At 33.5% G+C, this 13,755-nt stretch carries 14 protein-coding genes and 1 pseudogene; 9 read left to right on the forward strand and 6 right to left on the reverse strand.

Going from position 1 to position 13,755, the window contains the following annotated elements:
- The 5 genes and pseudogenes from SOY52_RS08410 to SOY52_RS08430 form a co-directional block, all read left to right on the forward strand.
- Positions 1 to 328 (forward strand): annotated as a pseudogene (locus SOY52_RS08410) (class I SAM-dependent RNA methyltransferase); the annotation flags it as partial.
- Between the two features lie 123 nt (positions 329 to 451).
- Complete coding sequence (locus tag SOY52_RS08415; protein WP_320848509.1) at positions 452 to 943, forward strand: GNAT family N-acetyltransferase; 492 nt, start codon at positions 452 to 454, stop codon at positions 941 to 943.
- A gap of 887 nt (positions 944 to 1,830) precedes the next feature.
- Entirely contained in the window at positions 1,831 to 2,463 is a 633-nt protein-coding gene (locus tag SOY52_RS08420) for an ATP-binding protein (RefSeq protein ID WP_320848510.1), read from the forward strand.
- A 188-nt stretch (positions 2,464 to 2,651) separates the two neighbouring features.
- Positions 2,652 to 3,152: a helix-turn-helix domain-containing protein gene (locus SOY52_RS08425; RefSeq protein ID WP_320848511.1), complete on the forward strand. Its 501-nt coding sequence runs from the start codon at positions 2,652 to 2,654 to the stop codon at positions 3,150 to 3,152.
- Positions 3,149 to 3,892: a type II CAAX prenyl endopeptidase Rce1 family protein gene (locus tag SOY52_RS08430; RefSeq protein WP_320848512.1), complete on the forward strand. Its 744-nt coding sequence runs from the start codon at positions 3,149 to 3,151 to the stop codon at positions 3,890 to 3,892. The genes SOY52_RS08425 and SOY52_RS08430 overlap by 4 nt, the downstream gene beginning before the upstream one ends.
- On the opposite strand, the gene SOY52_RS08435 is transcribed toward SOY52_RS08430, so the two are convergent.
- The gene (locus SOY52_RS08435) at positions 3,885 to 4,943 is read right to left on the reverse strand and encodes a GGDEF domain-containing protein (RefSeq protein WP_320848513.1); all 1,059 of its coding nucleotides are present in this window, start codon (positions 4,941 to 4,943) and stop codon (positions 3,885 to 3,887) included. The two genes, SOY52_RS08430 and SOY52_RS08435, sit on opposite strands and share 8 nt — an antisense overlap.
- 122 nt (positions 4,944 to 5,065) lie before the next feature.
- Here SOY52_RS08435 and SOY52_RS08440 point away from each other — a divergent pair, with 122 nt between their 5' ends.
- The 4 genes from SOY52_RS08440 to SOY52_RS08455 all read left to right on the forward strand — a co-directional run bounded on the left by SOY52_RS08440 (position 5,066) and on the right by SOY52_RS08455 (position 8,353).
- On the forward strand, positions 5,066 to 5,632 hold the full coding sequence (locus SOY52_RS08440) for a 6-pyruvoyl trahydropterin synthase family protein (protein WP_320848514.1): 567 nt from the start codon (positions 5,066 to 5,068) through the stop codon (positions 5,630 to 5,632).
- Positions 5,633 to 5,769: 137 nt separating this feature from the next.
- A complete protein-coding gene (locus SOY52_RS08445; RefSeq protein ID WP_320848522.1) occupies positions 5,770 to 6,621 on the forward strand; it encodes an AraC family transcriptional regulator in 852 nt (283 codons plus the stop codon).
- A 75-nt stretch (positions 6,622 to 6,696) separates the two neighbouring features.
- Complete coding sequence (locus SOY52_RS08450) at positions 6,697 to 7,431, forward strand: GNAT family N-acetyltransferase (protein ID WP_320848515.1); 735 nt, start codon at positions 6,697 to 6,699, stop codon at positions 7,429 to 7,431.
- Positions 7,418 to 8,353 (forward strand): dipeptidase, encoded by a 936-nt coding sequence (locus tag SOY52_RS08455; RefSeq protein WP_320848516.1) that lies wholly within the window; start codon positions 7,418 to 7,420, stop codon positions 8,351 to 8,353. Before SOY52_RS08450 ends, SOY52_RS08455 begins: the two co-directional genes overlap by 14 nt.
- Positions 8,354 to 8,379: 26 nt before the next feature.
- Here SOY52_RS08455 and SOY52_RS08460 read toward each other — a convergent pair whose 3' ends face one another.
- From SOY52_RS08460 to SOY52_RS08480, 5 genes are all read right to left on the reverse strand, one after another.
- Positions 8,380 to 9,021 carry a histidine phosphatase family protein gene (locus SOY52_RS08460; RefSeq protein WP_320848517.1) on the reverse strand — a complete coding sequence of 214 codons (642 nt, stop codon included), beginning with the start codon at positions 9,019 to 9,021 and terminating at the stop codon, positions 8,380 to 8,382.
- The gene (locus SOY52_RS08465) at positions 9,018 to 10,118 is read right to left on the reverse strand and encodes an ABC transporter ATP-binding protein (protein WP_320848518.1); all 1,101 of its coding nucleotides are present in this window, start codon (positions 10,116 to 10,118) and stop codon (positions 9,018 to 9,020) included. The genes SOY52_RS08460 and SOY52_RS08465 overlap by 4 nt, the downstream gene beginning before the upstream one ends.
- Positions 10,119 to 10,134: 16 nt before the next feature.
- Positions 10,135 to 11,937, reverse strand: coding sequence for an iron ABC transporter permease (locus SOY52_RS08470; protein WP_320848519.1), 1,803 nt, complete (start codon positions 11,935 to 11,937; stop codon positions 10,135 to 10,137).
- Between the two features lie 51 nt (positions 11,938 to 11,988).
- Positions 11,989 to 13,137 (reverse strand): ABC transporter substrate-binding protein, encoded by a 1,149-nt coding sequence (locus SOY52_RS08475; protein ID WP_320848520.1) that lies wholly within the window; start codon positions 13,135 to 13,137, stop codon positions 11,989 to 11,991.
- Positions 13,138 to 13,164: 27 nt separating this feature from the next.
- On the reverse strand, positions 13,165 to 13,755 hold a 591-nt coding region (locus tag SOY52_RS08480), incomplete at its 5' end, for a hypothetical protein (protein ID WP_320848521.1).

A 13,755-nucleotide genomic window follows, 5' to 3' on the forward strand; every position in this document is an offset into this window, starting at 1 on the left:
GCAAAAGGAGTGCTTAAGACTTTCTCAGAAGAATGCACCAAGTGCAAAATCTATTACAGATGATGTATTTAAGTTTGCATCTAAAACGAAAACTCATGTTGATACTGTTATTGTTGATCCTCCACGAGTTGGTCTTGATAAAGGTGTTCCAGAATTAATAATGTCATTTAAACCAGAAAGAATTATCTACATCTCCTGTGATAGCGTAACACTTGCTAGAGATATTCCAATGTTCACAGATTATATACCTTCAAAAGCTAGAATCTTTGATTTCTACTATGCTAGTTCTCACTGCGAGAGTGCAGTAGTGCTTGATAGAAAAAAATAAAAGAAATATTTCACAGAACTGTAGAGTTGAAGTAGTTTGCTATCGCAATATTACGATATCCTACGTGTTTTAGACGTGGGGGTAAGTAAATGCGAAAGCACTATATGGTTCTACGTTAATAAATTGGATAAATTAATGATTGTTGTTGATGGTAAAGACTATATGTTAGAAGTGAAAATACTTATTCAGGAGTATTTAACTTATCTTGGAAGAGATTTATCTTTTCAAAATATCGACAAAGAGCTGAATAATCCTGCAGAAAAGTATACTCCTCCAGTAGGAGAAATTTTAGTCGCCATAGAAAATAATGAATTAGTTGGTATGGTTGCTTATCATAAGCATTCTAGTGAAAGATGTGAAATGAAAAGATTATTTGTCCGCCCAAAAGCTAGAGGAAAGCATGTTGGAGATATCTTAGTAAAAGAAATTATAGCTCATGCTATTAAAGCAGGGTATAGGGAGATGGTACTTGATACCATTTCTCCATTAAAGGAAGCTATCTCCCTTTATAAAAAGCATGGTTTCATAGAGTGTGAGGCATACTATAATAATCCAATGGCTGATGTGATTTATATGCGTAAACGATTACTTGAAAACAAAATAGTAAAAGAGTGAAAACCATATTGATAGTATTTTTATTCAATTAATCTTTTCTTAAGTACAACTATTCTAGACTGTTTTAAAATAAATTGCCTATTTGCTATTTAGTAAGTAAACAAAACTTAAGCTTGAAAACCAAGAAGTCAATATAGTTTGCCATTTTGTTATGCCGCATTTAAGCTTTGGAATTTACTTAACTAAGAGATTTCTCTATAAGAAGATGGGAATAAAAGATTATATAGATTGGTACTATCAAAAGAAGACACAGAAGGATATCTTGGTACGCAACCTTCCTTCCCAAACAGCAAAGGAAAGTAGCAAAGCTTTTAGACAAGTCTGGGAAGTCTTACTTTGCCATTCTTAAGAGTGGTGGGGTTAAGGGCTCTCATTCTCCATATGCAGAATGCCATGGTCCATAATGGATTCAATATCAGATTAGCTCCCTTGAAGTAGCTGAAAGAGTTTATGGAGAAAGGATATGGAATTGATGACAATTACCTTTCTAACCCAATATTTGATTAAGCAGATTAAGCTTTATCCTCCTGATGCCAAGGGAGAGTGAAGATGTATTTCTCTCTTGAGCGTAAGTATCTTAAAGAAATAGAGAGAGTGCAGTCAGTGTGGTATTCATTCTAAAAGAAAGGATTGCCCCCCTAAGAGCTTCAAACACATTAAGAGGCTATATGAGAATTACTCAGATTATCTTCATAAAATTGCAAGAAAAGTAGTCGTGTAAAAAGAGGTAGCACTGCCATGGATGCATCCGTGGCTAAACCCCGTGATGCTCTGGCAATTCATTTGTTGAGTAGTTCACTAAGTAGTGAGCTAAAAAATTAATTATAGTATTATATCTTGTTTTATATTATTTTATGTTTATATTTTGCCTATATTAGGAGAAAAGAATGCTTAGAAAGATTATTAAAATTGATCAAGAAAAATGTAACGGATGTGGACTTTGTGCTTCAGCATGCCATGAAGGGGCAATTGAGATAGTAAATGGAAAAGCAAGTCTTACAAGGGAGGATTATTGTGATGGCCTTGGTGATTGCCTCCCAGCTTGTCCTGTAAATGCAATATCCTTTGAAATGAGGGAAGCTCCTAGCTACAATGAAAAAGCTGTTTTAGAGGCTAAGGCAAAGAAAGAAAGGAAAACTACCACAAATATTGAAAGTGAACTTACTACTTGGCCTGTTCAAATAAAACTAGTTCCAGTAAATGCTCCTTTCTTTAATGGTTCAGACTTATTAATTGCTGCAGACTGTACCGCATTTAGTTATGCAAATATACATACAAACTTTATGAGAGGTCGTGTTACATTAATTGGTTGTCCAAAGTTAGACAGTGTAGACTACGCTGAAAAGCTTACAGATATTATCAAAAATAATGACATTAAATCTATTCATGTCCTTCGTATGCAGGTTCCTTGCTGTGGTGGACTTGATTATGCTGTTAAAAGGGCAATTAACCAAAGTGGAAAGAATCTTTCATACAGTGTAACTATTATTTCAACAGATGGAAAAATACTTGACAACTAAATAATCTCATGTGAATAATTAATTAGGTTAAGTGTTTTAGCATATGCAAAGAACAATGTTCTTTAGCACTTATTGAAAGATCGGTATTTTACCGCAAAAGTAGTGAGGCACCAATAGGAGGTTGCCTCAATTTTTTTTGTCTTGAGTCTATTATTGATTGTTATCAAAAATGATAATAATATAATGCTATGAGTAATAAACGAATAGCAGTTAGTATGAAACCCAATTGTCAAAGAATTTTGACAACAGTGTATTCAAAAGAAATATTAACCACGAAAGAGCTGGCAAGCATTTTATCTGACATTCCTCAAGCCACACTTTATAGATATGTGCGATTACTAATTGAAGTTGGTGCGTTAGAGGTTGTGAAAGAAGAACAAAAGCGTGGTGGGATTGAAAGAACAATTAAACTGGCAAAAAGTCCAAAAGGAACTTTTGATGAAATATCTACTGCAATAATGTATCTCCATGATTCTTTTCGAAAATACTTCGAACAGGAACAACCTGAACCTATTAAGGACCTGTTAGCTGTATCTGGGGTGTCGTTAATGCTTGATGATGAAGAGTATTTAAATTTGCTTGGTGAAATAAATAAATTAATAGAGAGTGCGATAAATAAAGAAAAGAAAGAAAACCAAAAACAAAGAAATCTTTACGTTATTTCGGCACCAGTATTGGAGGAATTATGAAAAAAGCTATAGTTTTTTCTTTAATAGTAATGCTAATTGGATTACTTGGTGGTTATTTAATTGGCCTTTATACATTCTCTTATTATACAGATGATATGAGAGCATTAATATTAGAACAGGTAAAAACTAAGGAAATGTTTTACCTTGTTACCACACTTCAAAGTGGAGTTTATGCATTAGTTGCTTCTTTTTTTGGATATTTAATGGCAAAAAGACTTAATTTAATGCGCACAATTTCATTTGAAAGAGAGAAGTTGATAAAAGTTTCTATTCAAGTATTTCTACTTGGAATTATCTTTTTCTTAGATGCACCTGTATTTGGACACTTTATCCCAGAGGTTGCACAAGAGTATCAAAAAGGAATAAGCCTTTCTTACTTTGCAGCATCATTAATATATGGTGGAATTATCGAAGAAGTATTGTTAAGACTCTTCTTTATGACACTAATAGCTTTCATAATAAGTTTATTTCAGAAAAAGAAGGTCGTTAGTAATAGAGTATTATTAGTGGCAAATTTGGTAGCAGCATTTGTATTTGCACTTGGACACATTCCAACTACTATTTCTCTATTTGGTCACCTTAACTTCTTAATTATATTTAGATGTTTCTTACTAAATGGTCTATTCGGATTTGTATTTGGCACTTACTACATCAAATATGGAATTCAATATGCTATGCTAGGACACATGGGTGTTCACTTGGTATCAAAGATATTATTGATGATTTTCTATACTATCTAAACTCTCTACCTTGTGCTTTGTAGTATGAGATTTTATCATCATACATAAGTTTTTCAGCTTCTTTAACTAGCTTATAGGTATCTAAATCAGTCTTGCTACTCCATGCATATCCAATAGAGAGATTAATTTTGTTTTGTGTTGATAAGTCTTTTACTGTTTTAACCATTTCTTCAATTTTAGTTAAAGATTTATCTTTGCAAATAGCAATAAATTCATCTCCTCCTACTCGGTAAGAACAACTTGGAGAAAATACTTTTTTCATTATATCAGAAACCATGATTAGCATTTTATCTCCTGCTTCATGACCATATTTATTGTTTAATTCATGGAGCCCATTAGCATCTATATAAATACAGCTAAGATTATCTTTGCAAGCTTGTTTGAATGTAAAACGATCCTTTTCGAACATATTTCTATTATAAAGATCTGTTAAAATATCCTTTTGACTAAAGGCTATAGCTTCCTTTTCAAATAGTATTTTAGCAGCTCTAATATTAGACATATATGTAGATAAAACTATTGAAACAATAGTAAATATTACGGAATCAGTAACATCAACAATAAGAAATCCTGGTTCCTTACTATTTAAGGCACAAATAATGAAAAAAACAGAAGCAAATATCTGAGCGCCTAGCATCCTAATAGGAAACTCAATAAATAAAAAAGGTACTGTAATTAAATAAGCGATAAACGTCACAGAATTTTGATTTGGTGATAAAAAGCTACCTTGAATAGCACTAGTGAGTAGCAACGTCATTATTAATGTATAAACACCAAATAATAACCTTTTGTTAGTGTTGAAGAAATTTAAAAATGAGAGAATTAAGAGAAAAAGAAAGATAATATCTGCAATAAAATAAATATATGAATAAACTTCAAAAATTGGTGAAAAGAAAGAAAATATAATCATGAAGGTAAAGATTATAACTCCTAAAAGAGAAATAATTCTTAAGCTTTGGTTATTTGATTCAAAAATATCATTTTTTATAAGTAAATAATCATCATGGTCTAAGTTTAAATTTACTATCGCATTTATTAATTTATTTTTCATAATTCCCTGTTTGTGGACTATTTTAGGTTAAAAGATATATCAATTCAACTAACTTTTTGTTGACAGTTGAAATAAATAATATTATATTCTTATTAGTATTAATTACTGATAAGGAGATAAATATGAGAAGTATTACAACATTTGATTTACAGTATGCTCATAGGTTCTATGGCTTTAAAGGAGAAGCTCAATACTTACACGGCCATACAGGTATATTAACACTTGAAGTAGAAGATAGTGTAAATATGGGCGTAAACATGGTATTCCCATGTAATGAAATACAAAAAACAGCTTGGGATGTACTTAAGAATTTTGACCATGCACTCATACTAAGAGAAGATGATCCACTTCTTCCTGCAATTCTAGACGTTTATGAAAAACAAGGAATTAAAAACGGTCATCCTCAGAACTTAATGAAGGGTGAAGCCTTTAAAACTGAGCTTGCAACAGCATATCCAGATGCAAGACTTGTAGTTACTAAGGAAACTATGACAGTAGAAGGTATGATAAAGATAGTATATGACCTTCTAAAGGATAAGCTTAATATTGCCAAAATTACCTTCACAAGTGGTGTTAATGCTGCATCTCAAGAGTATGATGTAACTAAAACCATTGATAGATGTCCTCTATGTGGTATAGCTTTAGATGAAGAAGGTAAATGTCCTAAATGTGGATATAAAAAAAGATAATCTTATATGTTAAGATTTTGGCTATTACATGAATTTGTAGTAGCCATATTTTTTAGACAAATGTGAACAGAAAAAATCGGGAAGAGAATAATTATTTATTTTATGATTTTATGAATTAGGAGCAAAAAGTGGAGTGGATGCAGCTTATTGGTGATTGTATTACCTATATTGAGGAAAACTTATCAAATGACATTAATGCTGATTTGATTGCAAAAAAGTTTAATATTTCTACCTTCTATCTTCAAAAAGGGTTTTCAATGCTTTGTGGCATTACTCTTGGAGAGTATATTAGAAATAGAAAACTAACTAAAGCTGCCCATGATTTAATGACAAGTGATGAAACAATTCTTGATATTGCATTAAGATATGGATATGAATCACCAGATAGCTTTTCTAAAGCCTTTTTTCGGTTTTTTAATGTGCTTCCATCTGAATTGAGAAAGAATAAAAAGCATATAAAGGGTTATGCTCCTCTAAAACTAACAATTTCCTTACAAGGAGGGTTTTTAATGGATTATAGAATTGAAAGAAAGAATGAGTTTAAAGTTATTTGTGCTTCTCGAAAATTTGCTTATGAAGGGTGTAAGGAAGCAATACCTCAATTTTGGCAGGAACACTATCAAAAAGGAATGGAAAAGTATATTTGTGGTGAAATGGGTATTAACATCGATTTGACTCTATCAAATAGTACCTTTGAATACCTTATTGCTGACTTTTACAATAAAGATAAAGAAATTCCTAACGACTTAGAAATAAGAACGATACCTTCCTTTGAATGGGTAATTTTTAAATGTATTGGACCATTGCCAGAGACAATGCGTCAGGTGAATGAAACCATATATACTCAATGGCTTTGTGAACAAAATGATTATGAATTTGCTGCTGGGTATTGTATAGAGCACTATGATAATCCTAAAAAGTATGAAATGGGTACTAAGGATTCAAAATACAATGCTGAAATATGGATTCCTGTAAGGAAAAAGCATTAAGTATTTTAAGAGCTTTCTTTTCTGAAGACTCTTTTTTAATAGAAAATGATAGTAAAAAAAAGATAGTATATAGTTATGATTACATACACAAATCTTACAGGTTTTTCCTATTCATTTTTGAAAAAGACATTTAATGAAGCCTTCTCTGATTACAACATTCCTATGAACCTTTCTGAAGAGCAAATAAAGATTCATTTAGAGTCAAATGATTATAATCCAAGACTCTCAATAGGGGCCTTTGATAACGATAAGATGGTTGGTTTTGTCTTTGTGGGTCAAAGAGGTAATAGGCTATATGATGGTGGTACTGCTGTAATAAAGGAGTATAGAAGAAAAGGTATTGCTAAAAATATGATAAAAAGCATCTTAAATAAGATGCAGAAGGATGAAGTCTTCATTTTGGAGTGTATTTCAGATAACACTAGAGGATTAAAGCTATATGAAAGCTTAGGTTTTGTTAAATCTAGACACTTTATTTGCTATAAGCTAAATGAAGGTGGATTATTATCTGATGAAGTTAAGAGGGGAGATGAAGCTATAATAAGTAAAGATTATCGTCCCTCATGGCAAAATGAAAAGATAGTAGACCCTATCTACTACGTCCATGGTGAAAATAAAATTTGCGTTCGCAAAGATGGTGGTGTCTATTTTTCAGATCCAGATTACACCTTAATAAATCATGCGTTAAAAGACTTGGGTAGGCTCTCTTTTACAAATGTAAATAATAATGATAAATTAACTATAATATTAAAGGAATTAGGCGCAACTATTATTGCTGAGCAAGAAGAGATGGTATATGAAAGTAATTGATTTACATTGTGATACAATTTTAAGACTAAGTGAAAAAGGATGTGAAAATCTTTTTTCTTCAAGTGGCCATATTAACTATGATAAGCTAGTAAAAGGTGATGTACTTTGTCAGTGCTTTGCTCTCTTTACTAAGATGCATGAGCTAGTAGATGACTCTTATTCTCCATTTGAAAGATTAACAAAGCTTTATGAAATCTTCCTAAAAGAAATAAGTAATTCTAAAGGTAAAATAAAGCGTGCTTATAATGCAAAGGATATTATTGCTAATAAAGACACAATATCTGCAATGCTAACTATTGAAGGGCTTGATGGATTAGAGGGTAAAATTGAAAATGCGTTAACTCTATGTTCTTGGAAGCCTAAGATTGCTAGCTTAACTTGGAACTGGGAAAATGAACTAGCATATCCTCAAAGTGATGATAAAACAATTATGGCTAAAGGCTTAAAGCCATTTGGTTTTGAGGTAATAGAATTATTTAATAGTGAAGATATAATAGTTGATGTTTCACATCTAAGTGATGGTGGCTTTTGGGATTGTATTAATAAGGCATCCAAGGTCGTTGCAACACATTCTGACTCAAGAGCAATAACTAATGTAGGAAGAAACTTAACAGATGAGATGATTAAAGCCCTTGCAGATAAGGGTGGTGTTGTCGGGCTTAATTTCTGCTCTTCATTTTTGACCTCCGATAAAAGCCATGAATCAAGAATCTCTGATATGATAATCCATGTAAAGCATATGTTAAATGTTGGTGGTGAGGATGTACTTGCTCTTGGTAGCGATTTTGATGGAATTGGTGGAAAGCTAGAAATCGATGGTCCTGATAAATTCCCAATTCTAGAGGAAGCTCTTCATAAAGCAGGACTATCATACTCAACGATAGAGAAGATGTACTTTAAAAATATTTTAAGACTTCTTTAATAATTAGCCTGAGAAAACTCTCAGGCCTACTTTTCTTTCCAAGAAGAACGCATTAATTCATTGTGACCAATTAAGTGGTAATAATCATTAAAGGTTTCGAGAGTGAATAAATTAGTTTCACTATCGTATATAAGCTTTGTTAATGATGTGTTTTCAAGAGAGGATCCAAAAGCAAGCTTTTCTTTAAATGGTAAATTTAATAGCCCGCAAATTAAACTTCTAATTAATCCGCCGTGAGTAATAACTATAATTGAATTGTGTGGACTATCTATTATCTCTTTTATTACAGGATAGGCTCTTGAAAAACAATCTTCGCCGCTTTCTCCTCCAGGAAATGGTAAATCACTAGTTCTTAATAATCTATCATGCATGAAGGAAGAATACCTCTCCATTCTTTCTCTATTATCAAGACCAACGATAGCACCCCAGTCAATTTCATTAATACCAGCTCTTCTTTCTACATTAAGTTTTAGAGCTTGATTAATAATATCTCCTGTTTGAATAGCTCTTTTAAGTGTACTTGTGTACATTATATCGAAGTTTTGACCTTCTAATCTTTTTGCAAGTAGCTCTGCCTGAAGAATACCTTCAGGCGAGAGAGCAACGTCGACATTACACTTTGAGCTATTTTGTCGTCCATGACGAACTAAGATAATTCTTTTTTTCATAGGCTTGAAGAGATAATTTTACATCTTCCAATTCTATTTCCTTCTTTATCAAAGAGGTTATAGGTTCCAGGGAAGGAAATTGGATGTTTATCACCTACATTAAAGTCTCCATCACCAAAGATAACTGAGTTAAGTTGAACTGAACCAATCTTTACTTTAACAATTGTTTCCATTCCAGATGGAAGGGAAGAATAAATTTCACCCTTAACACTACCTTCATTTGAAATCTGGACGTATTCTGGTCTAAGACCTAAGATAACATCCTGGTCCTTTACAATACTCTTATCCAACATCTCGATAGTAAATGTAAGGCCATCACTATTTTTAAGAGTCATGTTTTTAAGAGAGAAATCAAGTAAGTTGATGTTAGGAGATCCTACGAAATCTGCTGTAAAGGTGTTAGCTGGATTTCTATAAACCTCAAGAGGGTTAGCATATTGCTGAAGTAATCCATTTTTCATCAAGCAAATCTTTGTTGATAGTGTCATTGCCTCAAGTTGGTCGTGAGTAACATAGACAAATGTTGAGTCTGTATCGTGGTGAAGTCTCTTAAGCTCTGTTCTCATCTCCATTCTTAATTTAGCATCGAGGTTTGAAAGAGGTTCATCCATAAATAGTACTTTAGGACCTGTTGCAAGAGTTCTTGCAATAGCAACTCTTTGTTGCTGTCCACCTGATAACTCAGCTGGATATCTATCCTTAAATTCTTCAATTCTAAGCATCTTCAATAACTCATCAACACGAGCTTGAATTTTATCCTTTGGCCATTTAAGGTTTTCAAGACCAAATGAAATATTCTTTGTTACTGTCATATGAGGCCAGAGTGCATAGTTTTGGAATAAGAATCCTACATCACGCTTGCTAGCTGCAATATCAATACCTTTTTCTGAGGAGAAAACAACGCGGTCGTTAATAAGGATTTCACCTTCAGTTGGTGTTTCAAGTCCTGCAATCATTCTAAGAGTTGTGGTTTTACCGCAACCAGAAGGACCAAGAAGGGTGATAAAGGATCTATCATCTATTTCAAGATTTAAGTTATCTACTGCAACAAACTTACCAAATCTTTTTGTAACATTTTTTAATACTATTTTAGGCATTTTATTTTTTCTCCTATTAACTATTTCCACCGATACCTTTATCGATAGATGCACCTGTCAATTTGTTGACAAGTAAATTGAAGCTTACAACTATAACAATGATGATTAAGTTGATAGCATTCGCATATTGGTTCCATCCTTTTTCGTTGTACTGGAAAAGAAGAGTTGTAAGTATTCTTGTTGAAGGGGATACTAAAAGGATGAAGAGTGAAAGCTCTCTCATACATGAGATGAAAGGAAGTAAATATCCTGATAAGAAACTAGACTTTTGAATTGGGATAATAATTCTTGTCATTCTCTTAAACCAAGAAATACCTTGGATCTCTGCTGCTTCTTCAATTTCACCTGAAAGCTGTAGCATAGCATTAATACCACTACGAGAAGCAAATGGTAAGTACTTAACTGAACCACATAACGCTAGTAGCGTAAATGAGCCATAGAGTGCAGGTATAAAGCCTCTTCTAACAGCAAACATTGAAAGGTAAATAGCACCAAATGCCATTGCAGGCATTAAGTATGGGAAGAAGGTAATGTTATTTACAATAGTTGAAAGGTGTGAACCTCTCTTTTTAGCAATTGCATAACCTGCGAGGATACCAACAGTACCTGCAACAAGTGAAACAACAACTGAGAGTTTAAGAGAGTTCATTAAGCCTGTGTAAATTGATTTATTTCTTAAAATACCTGGTTCACTATTTGCAATGTCTGCTCTACCTTCACCGATCCAGAATTCTGTAGTGAAGTTACTAAATGAGTAGTCACCAGGAGCCATGATAAATGACTCAACTGCAAATGAGATAAGTGGAACAATCGCAATTACAACTAAGATAAATACTAAAAGAACTGTTAATGGAGTTCTTGCTTTCTTTAAATTTACAAGTGCTATATTACTACTTTTACCAGTGACTGTTGTATATGCCTTTCTTCTTCCTGTTATCCACTGGTTGACCATTAAGATACCTACACCAATTACTATCATGATAAGTGCCATAATGTATCCATATCCAGGATTCATACCATTTAGAGTTCTATACATTTGGGTTGTTAATACATTGTATCTAACAGGAGTACCCAAGAATGAAGGAACTGCAAAGGCAGACATTGTTGATGAGAATACCAATAGGAAGGTAGATAATAGAGCAGGGCGAACAATAGGTATTGTAACCTTTCTCATAATGGTGAATCTTGATGCGTGAAGAAGTGATGCAGCCTCTTCAAGATTTGCATCCATGTTTCTCAAAATACCACCAATTAGGATGTAAGCAAATGGCGCATAGTGTAGGCCTTGTACTATTACAATTGGAAATAGTCCATAAGCAAACCAGTCAGCAGTTTCAATTCCTGTTATTACCTGGAATAGTCCTGGAGCACCACCAATTCTTGAATTTCTAAAGAAGTTAAGCCATGCCATAGCAAGTGTCCAAGCTGGCATGATATATGGAAATACAAATACAGTAGAAAGAAAGCTCTTTGCTTTAATATTTGTACGTGTAATAATCCAAGCAAAGGAACCACCTAAAATAATAGCAACCATACAACTTAAGAATGCTATATTTAAGGTGTTTAAGAAAGGTTCGTAGAAGACTTTCATACTTGTTTGACCCGAAGCAAACATCTTCTTCCAGTGGTAGAGTGTGAAATCACCAACCTTTGAACCTTTAATCGCTCTTACTTCACTTGAGTGTACTGTGAAGGTATCAGCAACGATTGTAATTAGAGGGACAATGGTGAGATATCCAAGAACTACTAGCAATACTAATAAAATAATATTCTGAGGCTTTCTTAGATATTTTAATAATGCGTTAATCTTTTGTTTCATGATTTTTTATAGCTTATGGCTACAGAGAGCTTTCTGTAGCCATATAGAAAATTAATAAATATAGAGGTTAAGGAATTCCTCAACATCAGCACGATTTTCGAAGCAGTATTCTGCATCTTCCTTAACAAGGAGAGGCTCCCAAGTAGCGAATGGGTAGTCGATATCTTCCTGTACACCAATATTAGGATTTGCACTATAAGTACCACAGTCTTTTCCCCATGGAGCAAAGCCTTCTTCAGAGAATAAGAATTCAATAAAGAGCTTAGCTGCATTTGGATGAGCAGCATTAGAACACATAAGAGGATATAAGCTGTAATAGAAGCCACAGAATGGTTCCATATTCAAAGCTGGCTTGAGTGCAAGGTTCTTAGTTGTTGCATAGCGTGCCTTTGAGAATACGAAAAGACCTACAGGAGTATTAGCCTTATTCTGGCCCTTAATACCTACGTTTTCTGCAATTGTTGTATCGCTTGTACCACTAATTAAGTCGTTCTCGTAGATTGCTTTAATCCATTCATAACCTGCATTTGGAGTTGTGAGAACAATATCCTTGCCGTAGTAGTTCTTATAAGCCTGTGCAATTTTTTCTGATACCTCAGGACTTGTAACCATAGTTAAGAAGTTAGAGTTTACACCTTCCTGGAACGGGTTCTTAAAGTTGAGTGTGCTCTTATATTTTGGATCTGCAAACTGCCAAATATTATAATATGGACTTTCTGTTGTGTTTTCATCGTTGTAGATAAATACCTTGTTAATTTGGAAAGCCTGGAGAGGGTTCTGCATTGATTCTGGAATTACATCTTTAAGTGTAGGTGGAACGTAGTTGTAGAGATATCCTGGTTCCATAAGCTCACCAAATAAACGACCAGCATCTTGAGCTAATACAAAGTCAGCACCTGTGATTCCAGCTTCACCTTCCTTAGAAACCTTTTCGATTAATTCATAGTCTTTGAGGTTAGATGTTTCACATTCGATTCCATATTTCTCTGTGAAAGCGCTAGCTGCCTTTGCAATTCTTGAAGAGGTTGCATATACAACAACTTTACCTTCAGCCTGAGCTGCTGCAACGAGCTCATCATGAGTCATTTCTTTTTCTTCAACTACAGGAGCAGCTGTAGTAGCTTCTTCCTTAGCACCAGAAGAAAATAGAGGCGAAAATACCATGAGGGCGATTAATGCCAGCATGAACAACTTTTTCATTTTTTTACTCCTTCTGTTTTATTTATTTCACGACATTTGTCGTGATAAAACATCCTCAATTATTACTTTGATTTTTTCAGCTTCATCTTTCAATTCACTTAAAACCTCAAAGCGGGCTAAATAAAGCTCCGTTTCACTTGCTCTTAATGTCACTTGAACCCACGGCTTTTCATCCTTTTTCAAAATTACAGATCCAAGAGGTGAGCCATCTAGCAAGGTATCTGTTTTATTATAGCCTTTAGTCAGCAATAGTGCCTCAATTTGTTTTAACTTGTTACTTCGCTCTAAGGCACTATCAAATTTCTTAGTCCATTCCCTCTCTCTATAGTAGGAAGAGGTTAGTTTTATAAAGTATTCAAGGCTTTTTTTATCTTTTTCTAAGGAAGATAAAAAAGCAAGAAGGATTATCGCCATATTCTCTATTGAATAGACAAAATCATTATATTTGATATTCAAATAATAATGACCTGATTCCTCAACTGCAGCAATAATAGATTTATTCTTACTTAAAATCTTTTTAATTTGGGAGTGTCCATTAGGGACAATCATGGTTGTGTAACCATTCTCGTTTAGATAATTAATAATCACGGGTGATGCTTTAGGATCTAAACAAACAAT

Source organism: Bullifex sp., assembly GCF_034103065.1.
GTDB lineage: Bacteria > Spirochaetota > Spirochaetia > Sphaerochaetales > Sphaerochaetaceae > Bullifex.